This window comes from Castellaniella sp., assembly GCF_034675905.1.
In the GTDB taxonomy this organism is placed as follows: domain Bacteria; phylum Pseudomonadota; class Gammaproteobacteria; order Burkholderiales; family Burkholderiaceae_B; genus Castellaniella.
On the sequence record NZ_JAUCCV010000010.1, the window covers coordinates 443,570 to 469,232 of the forward strand.

General features: G+C 62.2%; 26 protein-coding genes and 1 pseudogene. 14 read left to right on the plus strand and 13 right to left on the minus strand.

The features are described from left to right. The first annotated feature begins 117 nt into the window (after positions 1 to 117). Both VDP79_RS12235 and VDP79_RS12240 read left to right on the plus strand, forming a co-directional pair. The gene (locus tag VDP79_RS12235) at positions 118 to 1,932 is read left to right on the plus strand and encodes a methyl-accepting chemotaxis protein (protein WP_323018467.1); all 1,815 of its coding nucleotides are present in this window, start codon (positions 118 to 120) and stop codon (positions 1,930 to 1,932) included. Positions 1,933 to 2,057: 125 nt separating this feature from the next. After that, positions 2,058 to 3,206: an ABC transporter substrate-binding protein gene (locus VDP79_RS12240; RefSeq protein WP_323018468.1), complete on the plus strand. Its 1,149-nt coding sequence runs from the start codon at positions 2,058 to 2,060 to the stop codon at positions 3,204 to 3,206. On the opposite strand, the gene VDP79_RS12245 is transcribed toward VDP79_RS12240, so the two are convergent. The 3 genes from VDP79_RS12245 to VDP79_RS12255 form a co-directional block, all read right to left on the minus strand. Then, a complete protein-coding gene (locus tag VDP79_RS12245) occupies positions 3,207 to 4,034 on the minus strand; it encodes a DsbC family protein (protein WP_323018469.1) in 828 nt (275 codons plus the stop codon). Positions 4,035 to 4,124: 90 nt separating this feature from the next. Further along, positions 4,125 to 5,309 (minus strand): FAD-dependent monooxygenase, encoded by a 1,185-nt coding sequence (locus tag VDP79_RS12250; RefSeq protein WP_323018470.1) that lies wholly within the window; start codon positions 5,307 to 5,309, stop codon positions 4,125 to 4,127. A 10-nt stretch (positions 5,310 to 5,319) separates the two neighbouring features. Beyond that, a complete protein-coding gene (locus VDP79_RS12255; RefSeq protein WP_323018471.1) occupies positions 5,320 to 6,600 on the minus strand; it encodes a murein transglycosylase A in 1,281 nt (426 codons plus the stop codon). 72 nt (positions 6,601 to 6,672) lie between these two features. Between VDP79_RS12255 and rpe the strand changes: the two genes are divergently transcribed. The 3 genes from rpe (at position 6,673) to trpE (ending at position 9,869) form a co-directional block, all read left to right on the plus strand. Further along, entirely contained in the window at positions 6,673 to 7,410 is a 738-nt protein-coding gene (gene rpe, locus VDP79_RS12260) for a ribulose-phosphate 3-epimerase (protein WP_323018472.1), read from the plus strand. 83 nt (positions 7,411 to 7,493) lie between these two features. After that, positions 7,494 to 8,174, plus strand: coding sequence for a phosphoglycolate phosphatase (locus tag VDP79_RS12265; RefSeq protein ID WP_323018473.1), 681 nt, complete (start codon positions 7,494 to 7,496; stop codon positions 8,172 to 8,174). A 174-nt stretch (positions 8,175 to 8,348) separates the two neighbouring features. After that, on the plus strand, positions 8,349 to 9,869 hold the full coding sequence (gene trpE / locus VDP79_RS12270) for an anthranilate synthase component I (RefSeq protein ID WP_323018474.1): 1,521 nt from the start codon (positions 8,349 to 8,351) through the stop codon (positions 9,867 to 9,869). Positions 9,870 to 10,025: 156 nt separating this feature from the next. On the opposite strand, the gene lldD is transcribed toward trpE, so the two are convergent. Continuing rightward, a complete protein-coding gene (gene lldD, locus VDP79_RS12275) occupies positions 10,026 to 11,162 on the minus strand; it encodes an FMN-dependent L-lactate dehydrogenase LldD (RefSeq protein ID WP_323018475.1) in 1,137 nt (378 codons plus the stop codon). Positions 11,163 to 11,776: 614 nt separating this feature from the next. Between lldD and VDP79_RS12280 the strand changes: the two genes are divergently transcribed. From VDP79_RS12280 to VDP79_RS12295, 4 genes are read left to right on the plus strand one after another with little or no spacing between them, the layout of a single operon-like run. Next, positions 11,777 to 12,343: an aminodeoxychorismate/anthranilate synthase component II gene (locus VDP79_RS12280; RefSeq protein ID WP_323018476.1), complete on the plus strand. Its 567-nt coding sequence runs from the start codon at positions 11,777 to 11,779 to the stop codon at positions 12,341 to 12,343. A 25-nt stretch (positions 12,344 to 12,368) separates the two neighbouring features. Further along, positions 12,369 to 13,403 carry an anthranilate phosphoribosyltransferase gene (trpD, locus tag VDP79_RS12285; RefSeq protein ID WP_323018477.1) on the plus strand — a complete coding sequence of 345 codons (1,035 nt, stop codon included), beginning with the start codon at positions 12,369 to 12,371 and terminating at the stop codon, positions 13,401 to 13,403. After that, a complete protein-coding gene (gene trpC / locus VDP79_RS12290; RefSeq protein ID WP_323018478.1) occupies positions 13,400 to 14,197 on the plus strand; it encodes an indole-3-glycerol phosphate synthase TrpC in 798 nt (265 codons plus the stop codon). Before trpD ends, trpC begins: the two co-directional genes overlap by 4 nt. A 58-nt stretch (positions 14,198 to 14,255) precedes the next feature. Then, positions 14,256 to 14,723: an HIT family protein gene (locus tag VDP79_RS12295; protein ID WP_323018479.1), complete on the plus strand. Its 468-nt coding sequence runs from the start codon at positions 14,256 to 14,258 to the stop codon at positions 14,721 to 14,723. Between the two features lie 429 nt (positions 14,724 to 15,152). On the opposite strand, the gene VDP79_RS12300 is transcribed toward VDP79_RS12295, so the two are convergent. From VDP79_RS12300 to VDP79_RS12340, 9 genes and pseudogenes are all read right to left on the minus strand, one after another. After that, positions 15,153 to 15,578, minus strand: a complete 426-nt coding sequence (locus tag VDP79_RS12300; protein ID WP_323018480.1) for a F0F1 ATP synthase subunit epsilon — start codon at positions 15,576 to 15,578, stop codon at positions 15,153 to 15,155. A 9-nt stretch (positions 15,579 to 15,587) separates the two neighbouring features. After that, positions 15,588 to 17,010, minus strand: a pseudogene (gene atpD / locus VDP79_RS12305) (F0F1 ATP synthase subunit beta). A gap of 44 nt (positions 17,011 to 17,054) precedes the next feature. After that, the gene (atpG, locus tag VDP79_RS12310) at positions 17,055 to 17,954 is read right to left on the minus strand and encodes a F0F1 ATP synthase subunit gamma (RefSeq protein ID WP_323018481.1); all 900 of its coding nucleotides are present in this window, start codon (positions 17,952 to 17,954) and stop codon (positions 17,055 to 17,057) included. Between the two features lie 53 nt (positions 17,955 to 18,007). Then, complete coding sequence (gene atpA / locus VDP79_RS12315; protein WP_323018482.1) at positions 18,008 to 19,549, minus strand: F0F1 ATP synthase subunit alpha; 1,542 nt, start codon at positions 19,547 to 19,549, stop codon at positions 18,008 to 18,010. A 36-nt stretch (positions 19,550 to 19,585) separates the two neighbouring features. Continuing rightward, a complete protein-coding gene (locus VDP79_RS12320; protein WP_323018483.1) occupies positions 19,586 to 20,125 on the minus strand; it encodes a F0F1 ATP synthase subunit delta in 540 nt (179 codons plus the stop codon). Positions 20,126 to 20,137: 12 nt separating this feature from the next. Next, complete coding sequence (locus VDP79_RS12325; protein ID WP_323018484.1) at positions 20,138 to 20,608, minus strand: F0F1 ATP synthase subunit B; 471 nt, start codon at positions 20,606 to 20,608, stop codon at positions 20,138 to 20,140. A gap of 120 nt (positions 20,609 to 20,728) precedes the next feature. Then, the gene (gene atpE, locus VDP79_RS12330) at positions 20,729 to 20,971 is read right to left on the minus strand and encodes a F0F1 ATP synthase subunit C (RefSeq protein ID WP_298014239.1); all 243 of its coding nucleotides are present in this window, start codon (positions 20,969 to 20,971) and stop codon (positions 20,729 to 20,731) included. Between the two features lie 58 nt (positions 20,972 to 21,029). Beyond that, positions 21,030 to 21,908 carry a F0F1 ATP synthase subunit A gene (atpB, locus tag VDP79_RS12335; protein ID WP_323018485.1) on the minus strand — a complete coding sequence of 293 codons (879 nt, stop codon included), beginning with the start codon at positions 21,906 to 21,908 and terminating at the stop codon, positions 21,030 to 21,032. A gap of 26 nt (positions 21,909 to 21,934) precedes the next feature. Beyond that, complete coding sequence (locus VDP79_RS12340; RefSeq protein WP_323018486.1) at positions 21,935 to 22,396, minus strand: ATP synthase subunit I; 462 nt, start codon at positions 22,394 to 22,396, stop codon at positions 21,935 to 21,937. A gap of 302 nt (positions 22,397 to 22,698) precedes the next feature. Here VDP79_RS12340 and VDP79_RS12345 point away from each other — a divergent pair, with 302 nt between their 5' ends. The 5 genes from VDP79_RS12345 (at position 22,699) to VDP79_RS12365 (ending at position 25,616) form a co-directional block, all read left to right on the plus strand. After that, positions 22,699 to 23,142, plus strand: coding sequence for a curli production assembly/transport protein CsgE (locus VDP79_RS12345; protein ID WP_323018487.1), 444 nt, complete (start codon positions 22,699 to 22,701; stop codon positions 23,140 to 23,142). Next, complete coding sequence (locus VDP79_RS12350; protein WP_323018488.1) at positions 23,143 to 23,490, plus strand: curli assembly protein CsgF; 348 nt, start codon at positions 23,143 to 23,145, stop codon at positions 23,488 to 23,490. It abuts the gene before it with no gap. Positions 23,491 to 23,523: 33 nt separating this feature from the next. Further along, a complete protein-coding gene (locus VDP79_RS12355; protein WP_323018489.1) occupies positions 23,524 to 24,456 on the plus strand; it encodes a CsgG/HfaB family protein in 933 nt (310 codons plus the stop codon). Between the two features lie 41 nt (positions 24,457 to 24,497). Beyond that, positions 24,498 to 25,028, plus strand: coding sequence for a hypothetical protein (locus VDP79_RS12360; RefSeq protein ID WP_323018490.1), 531 nt, complete (start codon positions 24,498 to 24,500; stop codon positions 25,026 to 25,028). Positions 25,029 to 25,112: 84 nt separating this feature from the next. Continuing rightward, a complete protein-coding gene (locus VDP79_RS12365; RefSeq protein ID WP_323018491.1) occupies positions 25,113 to 25,616 on the plus strand; it encodes a hypothetical protein in 504 nt (167 codons plus the stop codon). Positions 25,617 to 25,663: the final 47 nt, after the last annotated feature.

Genomic DNA, 25,663 nt, shown 5'->3' on the forward strand with positions numbered 1-25,663 from the left:
CCTGTTACGCCGTTTGGATCCGGTCACACTCCGTACAATCGAGTGAAAAATTGTCCGGTCCACGTCGGGCAGCTCGCCTGCGTGGTTCCAAAAGCCCTTCTATACCTCGAGGACCTCATGCGTAACCTCAAAATCGGCACCCGGCTGGCGCTGGGCTTTAGCCTTATTATCGTTTTGCTGCTGGTCATGTCCGGCATCGGCGCCTGGCGCATGATCGCCACCGAGCAAAACAGCGGCACACTGACCACCCGCCAAAACAATAACGCCCAAATTCTGCGCTGGGCGCGCCAGGTCGAAGTCAACGCCAACCAGGCATTGGCTGCCGCTAACCTGACCAATCCAGACGTTTTAAAGACCTTCAAGCAGGGCATGGAAACCTCTGACGAGCGATCGGATCAACTCCGCGCCGATATTCAGTCGCACCTGCAAAATACTGACGTCATCGCTCAATTCAACAAGGCCTTGGCGGTCCGCGATCTCTACCGAAATGGCCGCGAACAAGCCTTCAAGGACCTGGACAATGGCGATTACGCCAAGGCCGATACGTTCTTCAACCAGGAAATGCCCAAGATCACGGGGGAATACATCGCCGAGATCGACAAGCTGTCCCAGCTGCAAAGCAATAGCGTCGAACAAACTTTCTCAGAAAGCGCCACAGCCAACCAGCTGGGCCTGACGCTGCTGGGCGTCGCTACCTTATTGGCCTTGATCCTGGGGCCACTGTTCGCCTGGCTGGTGACGCGATCCATCACGCATCCCTTGCGCCACGCAGTAAGCCTCGCCGAAGCCGTCGCTCGCCGCGACCTCAGCATCCCCGTCCATGCCAACGGCAAGGATGAAATCGGCTTGCTGCTACGGGCGCTCAGCGCCATGGAAGACAGCCTGCGCAACGCCGTCGGCGAAGTGCGCAGCGGCGCGAATTCCATCGCTTCGGCCGCCAGCCAGATTTCCGCCGGCAACCTGGACCTGTCCTCGCGCACCGAGCAGCAGGCCAGCTCCCTGGCCGAAACCGCCGCCACCATGGAACAGATCACCGCCACCGTGCGCCAGAACGCCGACAACACGCAACAGGCCAACACCCTGGCCGCAGCAGCCGCCAAGACCGCCACTGACGGCGGCACCCTGGTCGCCCAGGTCGTGCAGACCATGGGGGAAATCAACAGCAAATCGCAGCAGGTCGCCGACATCATCGGCGTGATCGACTCCATCGCCTTCCAGACCAATATCCTGGCCCTGAACGCCGCCGTCGAAGCCGCCCGCGCCGGTGAACAAGGCCGCGGCTTCGCCGTGGTCGCCGCCGAGGTCCGCGCCCTGGCGCAACGATCCGCCGGCGCCGCCAAGGAAATCAAGGGCCTGATCGATACCTCCGTCGCCGCCACCACAAAGGGCAACGAACAAGCTGCCCACGCCGGCGACACCATGCAGGAGATCGTCGACAGCATCAACCGCGTCACCGACATCATGGGCGAGATCAACGCGGCCAACCGCGAACAGACCACCGGCATCGAGGAAATCAATTCCGCCATCACCCAGATGGACGATGTCACCCGGCAAAACGCCAGCCTGGTCGAAGAATCCGCCGCCGCCGCCAACAGCCTGCAATCCCAGGCCAATACGCTGGCGCAACTGGTGTCCACCTTCAACCTGGGCGCTCAGGATGCCGACCATCAGGGCACGGCGCACGCCAACAGCCGCCCGGCCGGCGCATCGGCCGGGGCGCAGCAGCACAGTGGCGCCTCTGCCCAGCAAAGCGCCCAGGCGCCGCGCCTGCCCTCAGCGCCCGAAAAAGTCGTCAGCCCGGCCCCGCAACGGCCCCGGCGCGACACCAAGGCCGAACAAACCGATGCGCCAGCCGCCAACCGCCCGGCGCTGCGCGCACCGGGCAAGCCGGCGCCTGCCACAGCGGACACCGAAGAATGGGCTGAATTCTAAAGCGCCCACGGCCACGCATCACCCCTAAGCCCCGTTCCCCGGAACGGGGCTTTTTCAATACAATCAGCGCATGACCCGACAGCGATCCGCCCAGCGCGGGCTGTTTCACCCAAGGAGACCAACCCATGCGTACCGGCATATTGACGGCTGCCCTGACCACTGCTCTGCTCACCCTGCCGCTGCCCAGCCTGGCCCAGGTCAAGATCGGCGTCGTCACATCCGCCACCGGCCCCACGGCGTTGGTGGGCATCCCGCAAAAAAACACGGTCCCTTTGTTGCCCGCGCAGGCTGGCGATCTGACGATCGACTACATCAGTCTGGATGATGCCAGCGACCCGACGCAAACCGTCACCGCATTCAAGAAGCTGATCTCCGAAGACCACGTAGACGCCATCATCGGACCGACCGGCTCCCCCAACTCGATGAGCGTGCTGCAGTTCGCGGCAGAGTCGGGCACTCCCATGCTGGCCCCCGTGGGGGCGGCATCCATCGTGCTGCCCATGACGGATCAGAAGAAGTGGGCCTTCAAGACCACACAGAATACGGACATCATCGCCCAGGCGCTGGTCCGCGACATGATCAAACGCGGTATCCGCACCGTGGGTTTCATCGGTTTTTCAGACGCCTACGGCGATGACTGGTACCAGGAGTTCAGCAAACTGTCCAAGGACAAGGGCCTGAAACTGACCGTCGCCGAACGCTACCAGCGCACGGACAGCTCTGTCACCGGACAGGCCCTGAAGCTGCTGGCGGCCAAGCCCGACGCCATCCTGGTGGCCGGAACAGGCGGGGCTGCCGCGCTGCCCCAGACAACGCTGGCTCAGCAGGGTTACAAGGGGCAGTTCTATCAGACGCACGGCGCGGCCCTGCCCGCCTTTCTGAAACTGGGCGGCAAAGCCACAGAAGGCACGATCCTGGCGGCCAGCCTGATGCTGGTGCTGCCTGAAATCGCCGACAGCAACCCGTCCAAGCCCATCGTCCAGGATTACATCCAACGCTACCAGGCCCGCTACGGCGAGCCGCCGGCGACTTTCGGCGCCAATGTATACGATGCAGGCCTGCTGCTGCAGCACGCCATCCCCATCGCCGCCAAAACCGCACAGCCCGGCACTGCAGCCTTTCGCCAGGCATTGCGCGACGCCCTGGAACAGACGCACGAACTGATCGCTACCCAGGGGGTCTACAACATGAGCCCGGCCGACCACAGCGGCTTTGACGAGCGCGGCCGCGAACTGATCACCGTCAAGAACGGCGCCTGGACGCTGCTGCGCTGATTACAGCGCGTCCAGTTTTTTCTTCAGTGCATCCAGCGGCAAGGCGCCATTGACCCGGCTGCCATCGGCAAAGAACATGGCAGGCGTCCCCTGGATGTTCAGCTTGCGGCCCAAGGCCAGATTATCCTGAATGGGGGTCGGGCAGTCGGCGGTGGCCGGCTGTTCCCCGTCCAGCATCCAGGCCTTCCAGGCCTTGGCCGGATCAGCGGCGCACCAGATATTCCGCGACCGGCTCACCGAGTCAGGCGTCAGGATCGGAAACAGGAAGGTATAAACCGTGATGTTGTCCACGTCTTCCAAGGTGCGATGCAACTGCTTGCAATACCCGCAATTGGGATCCTCGAAAACCGCGACCTTGCGCTCGCCCGTTCCCTTGACCTGACGGATGGCCCGATCCAGCGGCAGGCTGGCGAAAGCCACCTGTTGCAAGGCTTCCAGCCGCTCGGCGGTCAGATCACGGCGTGCCTTGGCATCGATCAGAGACCCTTGCAGCACATAATCCACCTGCGCATCGGTATACAACAGATCCAGGCCGACCTGCACCTCGTAGAGGCCGTTCACAGGCGTCAGCCGTATGGCATCGACCTGGATGCCGGGAAAGCGCTGCGTGAAGGCCTGGGTAATCGCCTGCACCTGTTCTGGCGCGGGCGCCGTGGCGGTCACCACGGCGTCAGCCGCAGAGGAAGCGCCCCCGGTGGCCGTGACGACACCAGCCGCTGACGCAGCGGAACGCGCGGGCTGTGTGCCCAGCACCTGATCCGCCGGCTGCGCCTGAACCGCCAGGCTGCCGCACAACAGGATGCCAGCCAGACTTAAAGAATATTTCATGAAAACCTCTGGGAACTACATCAAACCGGGATGGATCATACCGGCATTCATCAATGCTGAATGTAAACCATCGTATGAATCGGCGCGATCTCAGTCCCCTGCCGCCGCCCGGATCAGCTGGCGCTTCAGGAAAGGCAGCCGATCCGCCAGCTGCATCCCTTGATTCCTGGCCCAAGCCAAGGAGGCGCACTGCGTGCCGAACAAGCGATGCAGGCCATGCGTCACGGCGCCCATCGCCCAGACAGGCTCGGCCCGCCGGCGGCGATAGCGGGCCAACACCTGCAAATCACCGATGGCGCGATGCGGCTCGCGGTCGCTTAGCACCTGAATCAGCGTTTGCACGTCGCCCAGCCCCAGATTCAGGCCTTGCCCCGCCAAAGGATGGACACGATGGGCGGCATCGCCCACCAGCGCCACGCCGGGCGCCACCATGGCCGTCCGCTCTAACGTCAAAGGGAAGCCCTGCGGCCGCGTGCGCAAACGCAGACGGCCCAGACGGCCCCCGGTTATCGCCAGCGCATGGGCGAACAGATAGGCCTGCTGCGCCTCGGCATCCATCGCCAGCCAGCGGCGCGCGCGGTTCTCGGGCATGGACCAGACCAGCGAGGCCTGCGGCCCGTCTGCCGTATCCGGCAGCGGCAGCAAAGCGAATACGCTATCCCCGGTGAACCACTGGCAGGCGCGGTTCTGATGCGGCCGTTCAATATCCAGATGCGCCACCACACCCATATCGCCATAGGGGGTGTAGTCATGGTGTATCTGGGCAGCCTGACGCACCGGCGACCGGGCGCCATCGGCGCCGATCAGCAGATCCGGTTGCCAGCACCGGCCCGAGGCCGTCATCACGCAGACGCCCTGGCCCTTGGTCTCCAAACCGGTGAACTGGTCTTCGTGCCAGGCGACGCCCATGACCTGCACCGCCTGCTGCAAAGCGCGCTCGATCTCGCCGGACTCGACGATCCACGCCAGGGTATCGCGCGCATCCTGCCAAGCGGACAGATCCAGAAAGCCGTTGGCGTCGCCATGGATTTCCATGGCCTCGACCGGCGTGATGCGGTGGGCATGGATCAAGCGCCAGGCCCCCAAACGATCCAGCAAGGCGCGGCTGGTGTCAGAAATCGCATACACGCGCGGATGGTAGTCATCGGCGGGGCGCACGGGCGGCATCTGACGCGGGCCCAGCAGATCGACCGACAGTCCTGCCCGGGACAGCCCCAAGGCGCAAGCCAGACCGGCGATACCGGTGCCGCACACCAGAACAGATGCTTGTTTCATGACGAATTCCTTAACGGGCGCTGGGCGCTCCGGCCTGAGCCGGCCACAGCAGCCACATCCGGCCCGCCTGCTTCATGCGGCCGGCGGCGGCTCCGGCCTGATCGCCGGTGCCCCAATAAAAATCAGCACGCGCCGCACCCCGGATGGCCGCGCCCGTATCCTGCGCGAACACCAGGCGCTGCAAAGGCCCCGATCCGCCTGGCTGGCGGGTATCCAGCCAGACCGGCGTACCCAGAGGCACAAAATCCGTATCCACGGCAATCGCACGCTGCGCCATCAAGGGTACGCCATAGGCGCCCCGCGGCCCGAGCTCAGGATCATCGATGGTTTCTTCACGGAAAAACACCATGGCCGGATTGACGTTGAGCATCTGCTGCACCCGATCAGGGTGATCGCGAGCCCACTGCTTGATATTTTGCATCGAGGTCTGGGCCAGCGGCATTTCGCCCTGCTTGGCCAACCACTGGCCGATGGACACATAGGGGCGCCCGTTGTGATCGGCGTACGCCAGGCGCACCATCGACCCATCCGGCAGCACTGCCCGCCCGGAACCCTGTATCTGCAGGAAGAACGCCTCGACCGGGTCGCTGGCCCACACGATGACGGGCGGCTGACGGGCCGGATCGGCCGCAATCTGCGCCCGCGTGTCGTATGGCACGACGCGCCGGCCATCCAGCTTGCCCCGCACCCGCTTGCCTGCGAGTTCAGGGTAGATCGCCCCCAGATCCACGATCAGCAAATCGGCAGGCGCCGCATACAACGGCCATTGGTAGCTGTTCGTACGGCTGCGCGACACGCGGATCAAGGGTTCGTAATAGCCGGTGGTCGTCCCGCTGGCAGGCTGCCCGGAAGCCTGATCCAACTGCCAGGGTCGCAAGTGCGCCTGCAGGAAATCACGCACCGCCGCCCCTGAAGCCTGCGGTCCAAGACCCGTTTGTACGGCCGCCTGACACACAGGCTGCCAGGCGCGCGGCGCGGCGCGGGCGGGCGATGCCAGCGAACCGGATACGGCGCGCATCAAGCCGCGACAGTCGTTGAGCAGCCCTTTCCAGACATGCGCCAGATCGTCGCCCGCCCAGCCCGGCACCTGTTGCCAGGACACCGGCGTATAGCGCCCCTTCAGAACCCGTGCGGGGGTTTCCGGCAAGGCGGACAGCGGCGGTACGATCAAAGGCTGCACGACGGATGGTCCGGCGCCGACCGGTTCACCCACCGGGCTTTCTTCCAAGGGGACCGAGGAACAGGCGCTTAAAAAGGCCAGCACGGCCGCAGACCACAGAAGCTTTTTCATGCCGAAATCAAGTGCACTAAAATAGGCGGATCATCAAACCGCCATCATGACACATCCAGGCCCTGTTTCGCCATGACCGATCTGCCCGCCGCCCGCATCGCCCCCAGCCTCCTGGCCGCCGACTTCGCCCGCCTGGGCGAAGAAACCACTGCCGTCATCGCCGCCGGCGCCGACTGGATCCATTTTGACGTCATGGACAACCATTTCGTCCCCAACCTGACGATGGGGCCCATGGTCTGCGCGGCGCTGCGGCCTCACACCCAGGCGCCCATCGACGTGCACCTGATGGTCGAGCCGGTCGACGCGCTGGTACCCGCCTTTGCCAAGGCCGGGGCCGACATCATCAGCTTCCACCCGGAAGCCTCGCGCCACGTGGATCGCACCTTGGCGCTGATCCGCGATCACGGCTGCCAGGCCGGGCTGGTCTTCAACCCCGCTACGCCGCTGGACTGGATGGATCACGTCATGGAACGGCTGGACCTGGTCCTGCTGATGTCGGTCAACCCGGGCTTTGGCGGACAGTCCTTCATCCCCCATACGCTGCAAAAACTGCAGCAGGCGCGCGCGCGCATCGACCGCTGGCTGGCCCAGACCGGCCAAGCCATCGCCCTGGAGGTCGACGGCGGGGTCAAGGCCGACAACATCGCCGATATCCGCGCTGCCGGAGCCGACGCATTCGTGGCCGGTTCGGCAATTTTCGGCCAGCCTGATTATGCCCAAGTGATCACCCAGCTGCGCCAAGGCATCGCCCAGGGCGACGCACAACGACATACCCTGACTGCCGGGGATGATGCCACCACCATTTTTTAAGATCTGCATCAACGACGCCATGACATGGGAAGTGCTACCATTGAGTGGTTTGACGCATCGACTTCATTTAGCAGCAGCACCACATGCACTTTGCCGGAATATTGTTTGACCTGGATGGCACTTTGGTGGATACCATCCCCGACTTGGCGGATGCCGCCAACGCCATGCGCCAGGACATGGATCTGCCTCCCCTGCCCGAAGCTCTGATTGCGACCTTCGTCGGCAAGGGCATCGAACAATTGGTCATCCGGACACTCAGCCACGACAGGCAGCCGCCCAACGTCGACCAGGTCATGCGCGGTCTGGCGCGCTATCAGGATCACTACCGCGCCTTCAATGGCCGCCACAGCCAACTGTTCCCCGGCGTGCAGGCAGGCCTGGAAGCCTTTCGCAGCCAAGGCGCGCGGCTGGCCGTCGTCACCAACAAGGGCTCGGATTTCACCGCCCCCCTGCTGCGGCACATGGGCCTGGACAGCTATTTCGATGTCGTGGTCTGCGGCGACACCTGCGAACGCAAGAAACCGGACCCGCTGCCGCTCTTCCATGCTTGCGATCTGCTGGGTATCCAAACGGCACAGGCCCTGTTCATCGGCGACTCGATCAATGATGCCTTGGCTGCTCAGGCGGCCGGCATCCGGGCGCTGGCCCTGCCCTATGGCTACAACGAAGGCCAGCCCGTGCAGAGCCTGCCCGTGGATGCTATAGTGGATTCCCTTGTCGAGGCCGCCCAGTGGGCTGCTGACCAAACACCGCAATTCGCATGAACAGCTTCCGCTATTACCCGATCACCACCTGCGCCATCTGGCGCTGGTGGTGTTAGCGCTCCGGGTAATGGCATCCCGGGGGACTCAGATCTGCTGCGTCGCCCCGTATCACAGCCCGGACCTTTGATTGGCCGGGCTTTTCTGTCTCGGCCGCCCTCATCCCATAAGACCGCCATGACAGAAATCGAATTCAATGCACTAGCCGCCCAAGGCTACAACCGCATTCCACTGATTGCGGAAACCTACGCCGACCTGGATACGCCGCTGGCGATCTATCTGAAACTGGCCCACGCCGGCCCCGAGGCCGGGCGCAACAGCTGCCTGCTGGAGTCCGTCGTCGGCGGCGAGCGGTTCGGCCGCTATTCTTTTATCGGCTTGCCTGCCAAGACCCTGATTCGCGCCACCGGCACGACGACGGAAGTCGTGCGCCAAGGCCAGGTCGTGGAAACACACGAAGGCGACCCGCTGACCTTCATCGAGGATTTTCAAAAACGCTTCCGAGTGGCGCTGCGCCCCGGCATGCCGCGCTTTGCAGGCGGCCTGGCTGGCTATTTCGGCTACGACACGGTGCGCCACATCGAGCCGCGCCTGGGCCCTTGCGTCAAACCGCGGCCCGCCGGCCAGCAGCCTGGCACCCCGGACATCATGCTGCTGCAGGTCGATGAGCTCGTCATCGTCGACAACCTGGCCGGTCGCACCTACCTGATCGTCTACGCCGATCCGTCGCAGCCCGAAGCCTATGCCCTGGCTCGCCGCCGCCTGAAGGCTTTGCGTGAAAAGCTGCGCACCCCGGTCGTGATTCCCTACGCCTACGCCAGCATGCAGACCCCTATCGAGCGCGACTTCAAAAAAGAGGACTATCTCGAGGCCGTGCTGAAGGCCAAGGAATATATCGCCGCCGGCGACCTGATGCAGGTGCAGATAGGCCAGGTGATCACCAAGCCCTTCCGCGACTCTCCCTTGTCGCTGTACCGGGCGCTGCGGTCCCTGAACCCCTCGCCTTATATGTACTACTGGAATTTCGATACCTTCCATGTGGTCGGCGCATCACCCGAGATCCTGGTGCGCCAGGACCGGGAAACCGAAGGCGGCCAGACCCGCGAAATGGTCACCATCCGCCCCCTGGCCGGCACCCGCAAGCGCGGCGCCACCCAGGACGAAGACCTGCGCCTGGAACAGGAGCTGCTGGCCGACCCGAAAGAACGCGCCGAACACGTCATGCTGATCGACCTGGCCCGCAACGACATCGGCCGCGTCGCCAAAACCGGCTCCGTCGAAGTCACCGACACCATGACGATCGAGCGCTATTCCCACGTCATGCACCTGGTGTCCAATGTCTGCGGTGAATTGAACGACGACATGAGCAACATCGACGTGCTGCGGGCAACGTTCCCGGCGGGCACCCTGACCGGCGCACCGAAAGTACGCGCCATGGAAATCATCGACGAACTGGAACCCGTGCGCCGCGGCATCTACGGCGGGGCAGCCGGTTATCTGAGCTACGGCGGCGAAATGGACCTGGCCATCGCCATCCGCACCGGCGTCATCCGCGACGGCATGCTGTACGTGCAGGCCGCCGCTGGCATCGTCGCAGACTCAGACCCCGAAAAGGAATGGCAGGAAACCGAAGCCAAAGCCCGCGCGTTGCTGCGCGCCGCAGAACAGGTGCAGTTCGGGCTGGACGAACCCATCTGAAGGGGACCGGCACCACCGCCACAGCGCCCGTAGCGCCGGGGCTGATCGTCCTACGGACGCACTGCCCACCTGATCGGGTGCTACACCGCGATTCATGGAGATATCGAGGGTGCCAGCAGCACTCAGCTGGCGCGGGTATTCCGATCACGCGGACAATCAGTCACGCACCAACAAATCCCGTGTGATATCGGCGATGGTGCGCGCGCCCGTCAAGGTCATGGCGACCTGCATTTCCTTTTCGATCAAGCTCAGCAGATTCGAGACCCCGGCCTGCCCCCCCACTGCCAAGGCATATAGCCAGGCGCGGCCTAACAGCACAGTATCCGCCCCCAGGGCCAGCATGCGCACCACATCCAGCCCGGTGCGCACCCCCGAATCGGCCAACACGGCAATCTGGCCTTTGACCGCATCGGCAATCGCCGGCAAAGCGCGGGCCGTCGACAGCACGCCGTCCAGCTGGCGCCCGCCATGGTTGGACACGATGATGCCGTCGGCGCCGAAGCGCACGGCTTCCCGCGCATCATCCGGATCCAGGATGCCCTTGATCACCATCGGCCCCTTCCAGAAATCGCGGATCCACTGCAGGTCCTTCCAGGAAATCGAGGGATCGAAATTGGCCCCCAGCCAGCCGATGTAGTCTTCCAGGCCCGTCGACTTGCCCAGATACTTGGATACATTGCCCAGATCATGCGGTCGGCCCCACAGGCCCACATCCCAGGCCCAGCGCGGGTGCAGGACAGCCTGCAGATAACGGCGCCATTCAGCATACGGGCCGCTCATGCCCGCATGGGCATCACGATATCGGGCCCCCGGCACCGGCATGTCCACGGTAAACACCAGTGTGGACACGCCCGCCGCCTGCGCGCGTTCCAGGACGCTTTTCATGAATCCACGATCCTTCAGCACATACAGCTGAAACCACATGGGGCGGCTGATGGCTGGAGCGACTTCCTCGATGGAGCAAACGGATACGGTGGACATCGTATACGGAATGCCATGCTGGTCCGCTGCCCGCGCCGCCTGGACCTCGCCCCGGCGGGCATACATGCCGGTCAGCCCGACCGGCGCCAGTGCCACCGGCATGGACAGCGTCTCGCCAAACAGCCGGGTCGTGAGATCCAGTTGCGACATGTCGTTCAGCACCCGCTGACGCAGCGCCACCCCAGACAGATCGCTGACATTATGCTGCAAGGTGTATTCGGCATACGCCCCGCCATCAGCATAGTGAAACAGAAAGGGCGGCAAGCGTCGCCGGGCGGCGGCACGATAATCCGTAGAGGCTGAAATGATCATAACGAGTCAGGAATATGGTCGACAGATGCTCGGCAGGACGATCTGAAAGATGCATGCCGATTGTTTCCGCAAACTGCGTGGGATTATTTTTTGTACGGCGGCTGCAGGCCAGCCCGTACAGATAGATCGATAAATTTCTTTAACAGAAACAAATAAGCAGAAATTTTATATTTAGATTAAATCGAGCTGGTCATTAACGCCGAAATGACTTCTATCGACTGAAATTATAGAAATGCGCTATTTATACGGTCAAGCAAGAATATTTCCACTGACACAGGAAAAAATTTCCACCCGGAAATCAATTTCAATGATTCTATAACCCCTGTTTTTTAATCCACGCGTCACATGCAGCACCGCCGTTCCGTCCCGTCAGAACGCCATCGAAACACTGCCCGCATGCTGGCGTTTTCCCCTGCTCGACAGCACCCGGGTCATCACGGTAGAATCTCTGCATGACTTCTTACGCGATTGCTCACGCATCCACTTGGTGGCGCCTCTCTTAGGGGCGGCAACCTCATGCGTGTTTTTCGCACTTTGCCGCCGTTCTGGCAGGCAAAGCATCGTTTCCCCTCTGTCTCCAGCGCGGCGGTTTCTGACCAAGGAAAGGCTTGATCATGAAGCTTCTGATGCTCGACAACTACGACTCCTTCACCTACAACCTGGTGCAGTACTTCGGCGAACTGGGCGTCCAGGTCGACGTAATGCGCAACGACCAGATCGACGTGGCGGGCGTGGAATCCCTGAACCCGGACCGCATCTGCGTATCCCCCGGTCCCTGCACGCCAGCCGAAGCCGGCATTTCCATCGAACTGATCCGGCATTTCGCCGGACGCAAGCCCATACTGGGCGTCTGCCTGGGGCACCAGGCCATCGGCGCGGCGTTCGGCGGGGACATCATCCGCGCCCAAACACTGATGCATGGCAAGATATCCTCTATCACGCACAGGGGCACCGATGTCTTTGCCGGCCTGCCCTCCCCCTTTGACGTCACGCGCTACCACTCGCTGGCCATCGATCGCAGCACTTTGCCCGACTGCCTGACCGTCACTGCCGAGACCGCCGACGGGGAAATCATGGGCGTCGCGCACAAGACCCTGCCCGTCTACGGGGTGCAATTCCATCCGGAATCCATCCTCAGCGAACAGGGTCACGCACTGCTGCGCAATTTCCTGAACCTCTGAAACCAGATCCCTTAAGGAACCCGTCATGCCACCGATCACACCCAACGAAGCCCTGGTCCGCTGCATCGAACACCGTGAAATCTTCCACGACGAAATGCTGGAACTCATGCGCATGCTGATGCGCGGGGAAATATCGCCGCAGCTGGCCAGCGCCCTGCTGATGGGCTTGCGCGTCAAAAAGGAAACCGTCGGTGAAATCACCGCCGCCGCCCAGGTCATGCGGGAATTCGCCCTGGGCGTCACCACTCCCTACCCCCAGGACCTGCTGGACATGTGCGGCACGGGCGGCGATGGGTCGCATACTTTCAACATCTCGACTGCCGCCATGTTCGTAGCTGCCGCCGGCGGGGTAAAGATCGCCAAGCACGGCAACCGCAGCGCCTCGTCCTCGTCGGGCAGCGCGGACGTGCTCGAAGCCCTGGGGGTCTGCATCACCGCCAGCCCCGAACAAGTCGCTGAATCCATCGACGCCACCGGCATCGGCTTCATGTTTGCCCCGGCCCACCACGGCGCCATGAAAAACGTCGCCGCCGTGCGCCGTGAACTGGGCGTGCGCACCATCTTCAACATTCTGGGGCCGCTGACCAACCCCGCCGGGGCTGAAAACCAGCTGATGGGCGTCTTCCACCCTGACCTGGTCGGCATCCAGGTGCGCGTGCTGCAGCGCCTGGGATCGCGCCACGTGCTGATCGTGCACGGCAAAGACGGCATGGACGAAGCATCCCTGGGCGCCGCCACCCTGATCGGCGAACTGAAAGACGGCGAAGTGCGGGAATACGAAATCCACCCGGAAGACTTCGGCATGGCCATGGTATCCAACCGTAGTATCAAAGTCGCCAACCGCGACGAATCCGCGCAGCTGGTCCGCGCCGCCCTGAACAACACCGCCGGCACGGCACGCGACATCGTCATGCTCAATGCCGGCCTGGCCCTGTATGCCGGCAACCAAGCCGACTCCATCCCGCACGGCATCGACCGGGCGGCAGAACTCATCGCTTCGGGCGCCGCCCGCGATAAGCTGGAACAATTCCGTCAGTACACGCAAAGGTTTGCATCATGAGCGACATCCTCAAGCAGATTCTGGACACCAAGCGCATCGAAGTCGCTACCGCTCGGCAAATGCGCAGCGAATCCGAACTGCTGCGCGAAGCCCGCAGCCGCAAGGACATCCGGGGGTTTGTGCGCGCCATCGAAGACAAGATCGCCCAGGGCAAGCCCGCCGTGATCGCCGAAATCAAAAAGGCCTCTCCGTCCAAAGGCGTGATCCGCGCCGATTTCCACCCCAGCGACATCGCCACCGACTATGCCTGCCACGGCGCCGCCTGCCTGTCCGTGCTGACCGATGTGCAATATTTCCAGGGCGGTTACGACCATCTGCGCCAGGCACGCGCCGCCTGCAGCCTGCCGGTGCTGCGCAAGGATTTCCTGATCGACCCCTATCAGGTGATCCACGCCCGGGCACTGGGCGCCGACTGCGTGCTGCTGATTGCCGCCGCGCTGGAACCCGCCCAGATGCGCGATCTCGAAGCCGTCGCCATCGACCTGGACATGGACGTGCTGGTCGAAATTCACGACCGCAGCGAACTGGACGCCGCCTTGACGCTGCAAACGCCTTTGCTGGGCATCAACAACCGCAATCTGCGCACCTTCGACACCGACCTGGATACCACGCTGGCTATGCTGAAGGATCTGCCTGAAGGCAAGCGCGTCGTCACTGAAAGCGGCATTCTGCAGCCCGCCGACGTGGACAAGATGCGTGAACACGGCGTACAGGCTTTCCTGGTGGGCGAGGCGTTCATGCGGGCCGATGCCCCCGGCGCCGCCCTGCACGCACTGTTCTTCGAGCGGCACTGAACCCTCTGCATACGGGCGTCTATCGCCCCTGCTCAGCCTCAACTAACGGGTACCCGCCATGAACCCCGCCGCATCCCCCTCTGACCCCGCCTGCCCGCTATGCGGCCCGGCGCCCGCCGGCCTGCTCTGGGAAGATGCGCGCTTGCGTGTGATCCACGTGGATGACAGCCCTTTCCCTGGCTATATCCGCATCATCTGGCGCCGCCATGTCGCCGAGATGACGGATCTTTCCCCTGCCCAGCGCGGCAATCTGATGCAAGCGATCTATCAGGTGGAAGCGTTGCAGCGCCAGATCCTGCAGCCGGACAAAATCAATCTGGCCAGCCTGGGCAACCAGGTGCCGCATCTGCACTGGCATCTGATTCCGCGCTGGCACGCGGACCCCTGCTTTCCGGATGCGATCTGGGCGCCCAATCGTCATGATCCGGTACAGCAAGCAGCCTGGCAGCGACAGGCGCACGCACTGACGACCCAACGGGTTCCGCTCTTGCGCAAGGCCATTACAGACGCGTTTGAGGGCGTCTGATGCTCCTTTGCGCCCGCCTTGTTTCCCGCTCTCCCTTCGGAAGCCGCCCTAAAGAAGAACCGGTCGTTCACAACCATCAAACCTGAGCCATCTCTGCGGTGCGGGGAGGGCTGCCGGCGCGCCTGGTCGGACGACGCCGGATGCTTCTGAAGGGGGTGGGGGATTCGGCCCGCGCTGTGGGGGCGGAAGCGGCCGAGTTGCGGGCCGCCCACGGAGAAGAAGAGGGAGCCGGCCAAGGCCGGACGTCGCTGGGGCGCGCCGGCAGCCCCCCCCGCACCGCAGCGAACCAAGACAGCCTCCAAAAACACCACGCGCCAAAACAAGCGATGACACCCCGCACAGCGTACTCAGAAGAAGCGCCTCCAAGACGCAAAAAAGGTGCCCCAAAGAGCACCCCTTTTCATTCGCTACCTGACGAGCATCAGCCGATCAGTGCGAAGCCCGCTTGTGGCTGAACTTGCGCGCAGCAGCCGCCTGAGCAGCCAGCATTGCCAGTTCGGCTTCCACCACGGCCATGTCGGCCTTGTCCTTCGTGTTGCGCAAGGCTTCCTCGGCGCGCTCGCGCGCCTTGACCGCCTTGGCCTCGTCCAGATCCGCGGCGCGAATCGCCGTATCCGACAGCACCGTGACCGAATTCGGCTGTACTTCCAGGATGCCGCCGGCCACGAAGATGTTTTCCTCGGTGCCGTCGCCATGCTTGATCTTCAGCGTGCCCGGACGGATGCGTGAAATCAGGGGAGTATGCCCCGGCAGAATGCCGAGGTCGCCCGACTCGCCGGGCAGGGCAACAAACGTTGCCTCGCCCGAATAGATCGAGGCCTCCGCACTGACCACTTCGATGTGAAGAGTCGCCATGTGCAATCCTTATTGGAGGGTTTTGGCCTTTTCAAAGGCCTCGTCGATGCCGCCCACCATGTAGAAGGCCTGTTCCGGCAGCGCATCGCACTCGCCTTCGACAATCATCTTGAAACCGCGCAGGGTTTCGGTCAGAGGCACGTACTTGCCCGGCGAACCGGTGAAGACTTCGGCCACGTGGAAAGGTTGCGACAGGAAGCGTTGAATCTTCCGGGCGCGGGCCACGGCTTGCTTGTCTTCCGGGGACAGCTCGTCCATACCCAGAATGGCGATGATGTCGCGCAGTTCCTTGTAGCGCTGCAGCGTCTGCTGCACGCCACGGGCGATGTTGTAGTGTTCCTCGCCCACGATCTGCGGATCCAGCTGACGGCTGGTGGAATCCAGCGGGTCGACGGCCGGGTAGATACCCAGCGCGGCGATGTCACGCGACAGCACCACGGTGGAGTCCAGGTGCAGGAAGGTCGTGGCAGGCGACGGGTCGGTCAAGTCATCGGCCGGCACGTACACGGCCTGGATGGACGTGATGGAACCGGTCTTGGTGGACGTGATCCGTTCCTGCAGCTTGCCCATTTCCTCGGCCAGCGTCGGCTGATAGCCCACGGCCGATGGCATGCGGCCCAGCAGCGCGGACACTTCGGTACCGGCCAGCGTGTAGCGGTAGATGTTGTCCACGAAGAACAACACGTCGCGGCCTTCGTCACGGAAGGACTCCGCCATCGTCAGGCCCGGACAGAGCCACGCGCAGACGGTTGCCGGGAGGCTCGTTCATCTGACCGAACACCATGGCGACCTTGGATTCGGGCAGGTTGTCCAGCTTGATGACGCCGGCATCCGACATTTCGTGATAGAAGTCGTTGCCTTCGCGGGTACGTTCACCCACGCCAGCGAACACCGACAGACCGCTGTGGGCCTTGGCGATGTTGTTGATCAGTTCCAGCATGTTCACGGTCTTGCCCACGCCGGCGCCGCCGAACAGGCCGACCTTGCCGCCCTTGGCAAAGGGGCAGACCAAGTCGATCACCTTGATGCCGGTTTCCAGCAGTTCAACCGAAGGCGACAATTCGTCGAATTTCGGGGCATGCTGGTGAATGGCGCGCTTTTCATCGGACTGGATGTCGCCGCGCTCGTCGATCGGGCGGCCCAGCACGTCCATGATGCGGCCCAGCGTGCCCAGGCCCACCGGCACCGAGATCGGGGCGCCCGTACCGGCCACGGACATGCCGCGGCGCAGGCCGTCGGACGAACCCATGGCAATGGTGCGCACCACGCCGTCGCCCAGCTGCTGCTGGACTTCGAACGTCAGACCTTTTTCCGCAAACGCGGAGGACTCGTCGGTCAAGGTGAGCGCGTCGTAGATATTGGGAATGCTATCGCGGGGGAACTGAATGTCCACCACTGCGCCGATGCACTGAACGATGGTACCGTTGCTCATGTTTAGTCCTATAAGTATCTCTGGGTTGACCAAGCGGGCGTCGATCAGACCGCCGCCGCGCCGCCCACGATTTCCGAAATTTCCTTGGTGATGGCCGCCTGACGGGTCTTGTTGTAGACCAGCTGGAGGTCGCCGATGACTTTCTTGGCGTTGTCGGAGGCCGCCTTCATGGCCACCATCCGCGCGGATTGCTCGCTGGCCATGTTTTCCGCCACGGCCTGATACACCAGGCCTTCCACGTAGCGCATCAGTAGATCGTCGATGACGGTCTGGGAATCCGGCTCGTACAGGTAATCCCAGCCGTACTTCGTATCCAGCGAGTCGTCTTCCTGTTCGCCGGCCTGGAACGGATCATTCAGCCCCGAGGGCAGCGGCAGCAGGCGGATGAAACTGGGGTCCTGCTTCATCGTATTGACGAAGCGGCTGGTCGCCAGGTACACCGCATCGACCTTGCCATCGATGAAGTCGTCGATCTGCGCCTTGATGGCGCCGATCAGACGTTCCAGATTGGGCGCATCGCCCAGTTGGACTTCCGATGACACCACGTTGACGCCCACGCGATTGAGCAAGCCCAGGCCTTTCGAGCCCAGAGCCGTCGCTTGCACGCGCACGCCTTGCTGTTCGAATTCCTTGATCTGCGCCAACGCCAGGCGCGAGATGTTGGTATTCAAACCGCCGCACAGGCCCTTGTCGGTGGTGATCAATACGATACCAACCGCCGAGAGCTTCGGACGTTCCACCATATACGGATGGGTGTAGTCCGGGTTCGCCTGCATCAGGTGCGCGGCGATCGCGCGGACCTTGGTGGCGTAGGGACGGCCGGCCCGCATGCGATCCTGCGCTTTGCGCATTTTCGATGCGGCGACCATTTCCATCGCCTTGGTGATCTTGCTCGTGTTTTGCACGCTCTTGATCTTGGTTCGAATTTCCTTGATTCCGGCCATTCCACTATTCCCTTGGGCTGACCGGGGCGCCTACCAGGCCCCCCGGTTGCAACTTAAAACGTGCCGTGCTTCTTGAACTCTTGAATCGCGGCGCCCAGAGCGGCGTCGTCTTCCTTGGACAGTTCTTTCACGTCTTCGATGCGCTGGATCAGGGCTTCGTGCTTGGACTTCAGGAAGTCCTTCAGGGCCTTTTCGAACGACAGCACCTGGCCGACGTCCAGATCATCCAGGTGGCCGTTGTTGACGGCATACAAGGCGACGGACAGCTCCCAGACCTGTTGCGGCTGATACTGAGGCTGTTTCAGCAGTTCGACCACGCGCTTGCCGCGTTCGAGCTGGCGACGGGTGGCGTCGTCCAGATCGGAAGCAAACTGAGCAAAAGCGGCCAGCTCGCGGTACTGAGCCAAGTCGGTACGAATACCGCCGGACAGTTTTTTCACGACCTTGGTCTGCGCCGAACCACCCACACGCGACACCGAGATACCGGCGTTGATGGCGGGGCGGATACCGGCGTTGAACAAGTCGGTTTCCAGGAAGATCTGGCCGTCGGTGATGGAAATCACGTTCGTCGGCACGAAGGCGGACACGTCGCCGGCCTGCGTTTCGATGATCGGCAACGCCGTCAGGGAACCGGTCTTGCCCTTGACCGCGCCCTTGGTGAACTGCTCGACGTAGTGAGCGTTCACGCGGGCGGCGCGCTCCAGCAAGCGGGAGTGCAGGTAGAACACGTCGCCGGGGTAGGCTTCGCGCCCAGGCGGGCGGCGCAGCAGCAGGGACACCTGACGATAGGCCCAGGCCTGTTTGGTCAGGTCGTCATAGACGATCAAGGCGTCTTCGCCGCGATCACGGAAGTATTCGCCCATGGTGCAGCCGGAATACGCGGCCAGGTACTGCATGGCGGCGGAGTCGGAGGCAGCGGCAGCCACGACGATGGTGTATTCCATCGCGCCGTGTTCTTCCAGCTTGCGCACCACGTTGTTGATCGTGGACGCCTTCTGGCCGATGGCGACGTACACGCAGGTGACGCCCTTGCCTTTCTGGTTGATGATGGTGTCCACCGCCACGGCGGTCTTGCCGGTCTGGCGGTCACCGATGATCAGCTCGCGCTGACCGCGGCCGATCGGCACCATCGAGTCAATGGCCTTCTGGCCGGTCTGCATCGGCTGCGACACCGACTGACGAGCGATCACGCCCGGCGCGACCTTTTCGATCACGTCGGTTTCTTTGGCGTTGATCGGACCCTTGCCGTCGATCGGAGTGCCCAGGGCATCGACCACGCGGCCTTTCAGTTCGGGGCCAACCGGCACGGCCAGGATCTTACCCGTGGTCTTGACGGAATCGCCTTCGGACACGCCGATGTAGTCACCCAGCACCACGGCGCCGACAGAGTCGCGCTCGAGGTTCAGGGCCAGGCCGAAACGGTTATTGGGGAATTCGAGCATTTCGCCCTGCATCACATCGGACAGGCCGTGGATGCGGGTGATACCGTCGGTCACGGACACCACCGTGCCCTGCGTGCGGACATCGGTAGACGCGCCCAGGCCTTCAATGCGGCTTTTCAGCAGTTCGCTGATCTCGGACGGGTTAAGTTGCATGGTAAGACTCCTGGAATCCTGTTGTGTGGCCCGCCGTCATGCGGCCAGCGTATCGCGCAGACTGGCCAGACGGGCCTGCACGGAAGTGTCAAGCACATGATCGCCGACGGCGACGCGCACCCCGCCGATCAGCGCCGGATCAACCGTCACCTGCGACTTGAGTTTGAGGCCGAACTTGCGCTCCAGCCCCTGCAGCAGGCTGGATACCTGCGCATCATCCAGCGGGAACGCGCTGGTGATCCGGGCCAGGGCCGTGCCTTCGACCCGGTTGCGCAAGAGTTCGAACTGTTCCGCCACCTGAGGCAGCACCTGGACCCGGTCGTTTTCGACAACCAGTTCCACCAGATTGGCTGCCTGCGACGGCAACTGCTGGGGCACCAGGCCGGTCAGCAGCTGAACGCGCTGCGCGTCGTTCAGGCGCGGATCGCTCATGGCTTCCAGCACGTCGGGCAGGCTGGCAACCTGAGCCAGCAGGGACAACACGCCGGACCAGGATTCAAGACCCTGTGCGTCGTTGCGCACAGCCTCGAACAAGGCTTCGGCGTAAGGCCGCGCGATTGTAGATAGTTCAGCCATGACCCGCCCCGATCAGAGTTGTGCCTGAAGCTGATCCAGCAGATCAGCATGCGCCTTGGCGTCGACTTCGCGGCGCAGGATCTGTTCAGCACCCTGCACAGCCAGCGCGGCGACCTCGGCACGCAGTGTTTCACGTGCGCGCTGCGCCTCTTGGGCTGCGTCTTGTCGAGCCTGTGCAACGATGCGGGCCTTTTCGGCTTCCGCTTCGCGACGGGCTTCGTCAATCAGCATGGCAGCCTGCTTTTCGACTTCGGCCAAACGGGCATGATTGTCCGTTTTGGATGCCGCCTCGATCAGGCTGACACGAGCCTGAGCCTGGGCGAGATCCGCCTTGCCCTTTTCGGCGGCAGCCAGACCGTCGGCGATTTTCTGGCGACGATCATCGATTGCCTTCGTCAGGGGTGGCCAGATGAATTTCATCGTAAACCAGCCCAGAACGAAAAACACGATCATCTGGAAAAAGAGAGTCGCGTTTAAATTCACGGTCGTTTCCCTAATTTACCCACTCGTGCCTTGCGGTGGACCCACAAGGCACCAAACCTGGCCGATCGCCGCCCGAAGGCGCCGGACCAGCCCCTGGCCTGCCGCAGCAGGCCTGCGCAATCAGCCGACGAACGGGTTGGCGAACGCGAACAGCATGGCCAGACCCACGCCGATCAGGAAGGCGGCGTCAATCAGACCAACCAGCAGGAACATCTTGGTTTGCAGGGTGTTCATCAACTCGGGCTGGCGAGCGGAGGCTTCGAGGTATTTGCCACCCATCAAGCCGATACCGATACAAGCACCGATGGCGCCCAGACCGATGATCAAACCGCAAGCGAGAGCAACGAATGCAACGTTGGTCATAACAACTCCTTGGTAAGTAAACGTTGTTTAGTCAGAAAACAAAATCAGAAATCAGAAATTAGTGGCCTTCGTGCGCCAGCCCGATATACACCAGGGTCAGCATCATGAAGATGTATGCCTGCAGCAGCACGATCAAGATATGAAAGATCGCCCACGCCGAGCCGGCCAGCACGTGCCCGAATGCCAGGCTGATGCTGGTCGCATCCGCCCCCACCCAGGCCCCCCCCAGCAAGGCGATCAGCATGAACAGCAGTTCGCCCGCATACATATTGCCGAACAGCCGCATGCCCAGAGAGACGGTCTTGGCGACATATTCGATGAGATTGAGCAGCAGATTGAACGGAGCCAACACCAGAGCGCCCACACCGTGCGCATGGAAAGGCGCCGTGAAGAGTTCTTTGACGAAGCCGCTCAGGTGCTTCATCTTGATGCCGTAGTACAGCGTCAGCAGCAGCACCCCCAGCGACATGCCCATGGGAACGTTCAGGTCGGCGGTCGGCAAAATGCGGTGGTAGTACAGAGGATCGGAATGGTCAGCACCCAAACCGACCGCACGGAAGATCCAGCCCACCAGATCCACGGGGATCAGATCGAGCGTATTCATCAGTGTGATCCACAGGAACACAGTCAGTGCCAGCGGCGCGGCATACAGACGGGATTTTTCGTTGGGGACGATGTTCTTGGCTTCTTCGTAGACCATGCCTACCAGCATTTCCACGGACATCTGGAAGCGGCCAGGCACGTCGGTCGTGGCACGCCGTGCGGCACGCCACAGGAAATAGATGACGATGACGCCGGTCAGAATGGACCAGAACAGGGAGTCGTAGTTCACGACGCCGAAGTTGGCAATGATGTCCTGTTTATGCCCGAGATTATTCAGGTGCACCAGGTGATGCTGAATATATTCGGACTGAGGCGTCGTTACTGCGTCGGTCATCGGTAAGCCCTTCAAACGTAATCAAATCATGGCAGGCGGCGCAAGGCCAGCAACACCACGTACCCCTTCATGACGCCCAACAGACCCAACAGGAAAGCCAGCCAGTTCAGCCAACCGCCCCACTGCCACGCCACCAAGACCACCACCCCGGCCACTGTCAGCAGCTTGAGGAATTCGCCCCAGAAAAAGGCGAGCGATCCCGAGCGTTTCGGCCCGAAATACCCAAGCAACAGCCGCAAGGCAAATAATGCGTTGGGTACAAAATAGGCTGCCGCCCCGATCAAGGCGGAAGCCCCAGCGTCCTTCCCAGCAATTCCCCAAGCCCCGAGCACCACCAGCATCCCCGTGAATGCCTGCGCTGCCAGCGCCCTTAATAGGCCGACTTGAGAACGCCTGGCGATCAGTGCGCGATCCGCATCGCTGAGCACCAGCGGTGCGACCGCACCTGGCGACCCACCATACGGATCCGATGTGGCTCGATCACCCATAAAAGCCCGTTCAAAACCCAGCGATCTAGCCACCAGGCAACAAGTCAAACCGTTGAATTATAGCTTTTTTTGGCATGGGATTCAGTCCCTCACCTCAAAAGGCGCACCATTTTACCCTAGTTTCCCCGCGCAATGTTCCCGCCAGCAGAACCGCTCATGAACTACACCGTTTGGAGGAGGCGCAAGGCCGGTTCAGCCAGACGATCTAGATTATCCATCCTATGGATATGGTTATTCCAGACTCGTAGCATGGTCTCCAAACATCACACGAAAAACACCCGGCCTTGCACAGGAGAAACATCGTGCCGCCCCTGAGCCTTCAGATCGGTGTCATCACTTTGACTCTGGCAAGCGCGATGGCGGCGGCCCAGGAGCCGGATGCCTCGAAGAGCGCCCTGGATCAGGGACGGATCAATTCAGATCCGCTGAGAGGCCTGGTGATCAATCGGACCATCACCGTGCTGGGCTGGGATTTTTATCAGAATTTTTCACAGATATGGCAGGCGCTCTACCCGGATGCACAAGACACGATGACGGTCATCGAACGTCCAACCGCCCAGTTCGGCAGTGAGATCTGGGTCAGTTATCTGGATCAGACCGTTTTCCACATTTTTTTGTCGCCGGCGCGGTCGCGCGTCCAGGAAGAAAGCAAAAAGGCCGTCGCGATCGTCTACGAGAACATCAGCATCATCAACGTTCAGCGCAAGTTCACCCAGGATAGCGATCTGGGTCCCGAGGAGATGTAAATGAGCCGATCCACTGTCCGACACTGCATCCGCAGAACGACGCTCCCGCTGCTGATGGCCGCCGCCAGCAGCGCGTTCATCGCGCCCCCGGCGCTGGCTGGTCAACTGACCTATACACCGGTCAACCCGTCTTTCGGCGGCAGTCCGCTCAACGGGTCCTTTCTGCTGCAAAGCGCGCAGACGCAAAAGCGTTACCCCTATCCGACGGAAGACCTGGGATTCGATGAAATCGGGCAGATCATCCAGACCAACAACGGCTTTCTGATTCAAAAAGGCAACCAGTTGTACTGGGTGGACAACAACGGCAACGCGCACCCCGTCAATCTGAGCAACTCCAGCAACCCGTGACGCCAAACCGGCGCTCAACCGCAAGGACTCACCATGGACACCCTCGAGATGCCGGTCTTCCCGGCAGCGTTTCGGGCGCGCCGCTTATGCGTCGGCGCACTGGTCATGCTTACCCTGTCCGCCTGCGCGCTGCAGAAACCCGCGACGGTCTCCAATGAGGCCCAGCTCACGCCGGCGACCCCGTCCACGGTGGCTCTCCTGCGGCTGCCGCCCCCCCAGCGCAAAATCGTGGCCGCCGTATACGGCTTTCGCGACGAGACCGGCCAATACAAACCTTCTCCCAACAGTTCCTTTTCCACTGCCGTGACCCAAGGCGCTGCCTCCATGCTGATGAAGGCGCTGAAGGATTCCGGCTGGTATATCCCCGTGGAACGTGAAGGCCTGCAATCCCTGCTGACGGAACGCCGCGTCCTGCGCGCAGTCGATGACAATCCCGCCAACGGCGAGCAAAAGGGGCAGGTGCCGAATCTGTTGCCCGCCTCGATCATCCTGGAGGGCGGGATCATCGCCTATGACACCAATACCCGCACGGGCGGCCTGGGCGCCAAATTTCTGGGCATCGGCCTGACCACCCAGTACAGCGTGGATCAGGTCACGATCAATCTACGGGCGGTGGATGTCACCAGCGGCGCCGTCCTGAACAGCGTGTCCACCACCAAGACCATCTTCTCGTACGAGATCCACCCCAGCTACTTCCGCTTCGTCAACTATTACGACCTGCTGGAAATCGAGGGCGGCTACACCCGCAACGAACCCGCTCAACTGGCAGTCAAGGAAGCCATCGAAGCGGCCGTCATGCATCTGACCGTCCAGGGCATTCAGGACAATCTGTGGCGCCTGAAGAATCCGAGCGACTGGAACGACCCCCTGATCCAGCGCTATCTGAATGCCGAGAAGGAATACGTCACCGTCACCAAGCGGGAACCCGCAAAACCGGAAGAAACGGCGGCTGGCGCCAGCCAGTAAGCGCCGTCAATCCCACGAGGCCCGCCCAGGAGTCCACCATCATGACCACATTCACCCCCCACATCCATCACCGCCTGGCCCTATGTCTCTTCGCCCTGCTGACGGCGGCGCCGCTGACCGGCTACTGCACCTCTGATCTATCACCTTTGCCGGAACTGCCGCCCGCGGAACTGGGCGCACTGTCCCTGAAGGCCAGCGCGGTCCAGCAGGGAACCCTGAACATCAGCCACATCACCCAGAGAGGCGCGGCTGAAACCGCCTCGGTGCAGCAGACCGGCAACAGCAACCGCGCGGCGCTCACCCAGACCGGTGCGGCTAATACCGCCACCACCACCCAGCAAGGCAGCAATAACGACATCCAGCTGGTTCAAACCGGCAGCAACAACATGGCTGAAGTCACCCAGCAAGGCACGGGCAACCGGGTCCGGCTGGAACAATTCACCAGCAGCGCTTATGCGCGAGTGGATCAATTGGGCAACCTCAACCAGGCCACTGTCCAGCAGACCATTCCAGGGGCCCTCCCTCCCATCATCCAGATCGGCACCGGCCTGATGCTGAACGTTTACCGATAAACCCAGCTTTTTTGCAAAGCCCGGTTCCAAGACCGCCGGGCGGCGTATCTCTCAAGCAGGTCTTGATCCTAGAGGAGAATCACCATGAGCACCAAACTTTGCGTACTGGCATCCGGTCTTGCCCTGGCTTTCGCAGGGACTGCCGCCTTCGCCGGCAGCACGGCCAGCAACTACCAGAACGGCGTCCTGAACGATTCCGACATCACCCAGGCCTACAACTCGGATGCAACGGCCGACATCGTCCAGATCGGCACGCTGAACAAGGCGACGGCGACCCAGAAAAACAATGACGAAGGCTGGTTCTGGCATACCGGCTCCGTCATGATCGACATCTACCAGAACGGCACCCTGAACACGGCCAAAGCGACGCAAACGGGCACCGGCGACGCCGAATCCAAGATCGTCCAGATCGGCACCCTGAACAAGGCGACGACATCCCAAACGAATGGCTGGCATCAGGATTCCGACGTGTACCAGAACGGCACCCTGAATTCCGTCAAGGTCACGCAAACGGGCGATCACCTGGGGGCCACTTCGGTTCAGATCGGCACCTTGAACACATCCACCATCACCCAGACAGGCTGGTGAACTCCTGGGCCGCAACGGCCCGCGTCCCAGGCGGCTCTCAAACGACC

Coding starts and splice junctions, on each gene's coding strand:
- VDP79_RS12295 (WP_323018479.1), top strand. CDS start 14,256: ATGAACCCCGCCGCATCCCCCTCTGACCCCGCCTGCCCGCTATGCGGC.
- VDP79_RS12240 (WP_323018468.1), top strand. CDS start 2,058: ATGCGTACCGGCATATTGACGGCTGCCCTGACCACTGCTCTGCTCACC.
- rpe (WP_323018472.1), top strand. CDS start 6,673: ATGACCGATCTGCCCGCCGCCCGCATCGCCCCCAGCCTCCTGGCCGCC.
- VDP79_RS12355 (WP_323018489.1), top strand. CDS start 23,524: ATGGACACCCTCGAGATGCCGGTCTTCCCGGCAGCGTTTCGGGCGCGC.
- trpE (WP_323018474.1), top strand. CDS start 8,349: ATGACAGAAATCGAATTCAATGCACTAGCCGCCCAAGGCTACAACCGC.
- VDP79_RS12320 (WP_323018483.1), bottom strand. CDS start 20,125: ATGGCTGAACTATCTACAATCGCGCGGCCTTACGCCGAAGCCTTGTTC.
- trpD (WP_323018477.1), top strand. CDS start 12,369: ATGCCACCGATCACACCCAACGAAGCCCTGGTCCGCTGCATCGAACAC.
- VDP79_RS12365 (WP_323018491.1), top strand. CDS start 25,113: ATGAGCACCAAACTTTGCGTACTGGCATCCGGTCTTGCCCTGGCTTTC.
- VDP79_RS12300 (WP_323018480.1), bottom strand. CDS start 15,578: ATGGCGACTCTTCACATCGAAGTGGTCAGTGCGGAGGCCTCGATCTAT.
- VDP79_RS12350 (WP_323018488.1), top strand. CDS start 23,143: ATGAGCCGATCCACTGTCCGACACTGCATCCGCAGAACGACGCTCCCG.
- VDP79_RS12280 (WP_323018476.1), top strand. CDS start 11,777: ATGAAGCTTCTGATGCTCGACAACTACGACTCCTTCACCTACAACCTG.
- atpE (WP_298014239.1), bottom strand. CDS start 20,971: ATGACCAACGTTGCATTCGTTGCTCTCGCTTGCGGTTTGATCATCGGT.
- VDP79_RS12265 (WP_323018473.1), top strand. CDS start 7,494: ATGCACTTTGCCGGAATATTGTTTGACCTGGATGGCACTTTGGTGGAT.
- VDP79_RS12245 (WP_323018469.1), bottom strand. CDS start 4,034: ATGAAATATTCTTTAAGTCTGGCTGGCATCCTGTTGTGCGGCAGCCTG.
- VDP79_RS12340 (WP_323018486.1), bottom strand. CDS start 22,396: ATGGGTGATCGAGCCACATCGGATCCGTATGGTGGGTCGCCAGGTGCG.
- VDP79_RS12255 (WP_323018471.1), bottom strand. CDS start 6,600: ATGAAAAAGCTTCTGTGGTCTGCGGCCGTGCTGGCCTTTTTAAGCGCC.
- lldD (WP_323018475.1), bottom strand. CDS start 11,162: ATGATCATTTCAGCCTCTACGGATTATCGTGCCGCCGCCCGGCGACGC.
- VDP79_RS12250 (WP_323018470.1), bottom strand. CDS start 5,309: ATGAAACAAGCATCTGTTCTGGTGTGCGGCACCGGTATCGCCGGTCTG.
- atpB (WP_323018485.1), bottom strand. CDS start 21,908: ATGACCGACGCAGTAACGACGCCTCAGTCCGAATATATTCAGCATCAC.
- VDP79_RS12360 (WP_323018490.1), top strand. CDS start 24,498: ATGACCACATTCACCCCCCACATCCATCACCGCCTGGCCCTATGTCTC.
- VDP79_RS12235 (WP_323018467.1), top strand. CDS start 118: ATGCGTAACCTCAAAATCGGCACCCGGCTGGCGCTGGGCTTTAGCCTT.
- atpA (WP_323018482.1), bottom strand. CDS start 19,549: ATGCAACTTAACCCGTCCGAGATCAGCGAACTGCTGAAAAGCCGCATT.
- trpC (WP_323018478.1), top strand. CDS start 13,400: ATGAGCGACATCCTCAAGCAGATTCTGGACACCAAGCGCATCGAAGTC.
- atpG (WP_323018481.1), bottom strand. CDS start 17,954: ATGGCCGGAATCAAGGAAATTCGAACCAAGATCAAGAGCGTGCAAAAC.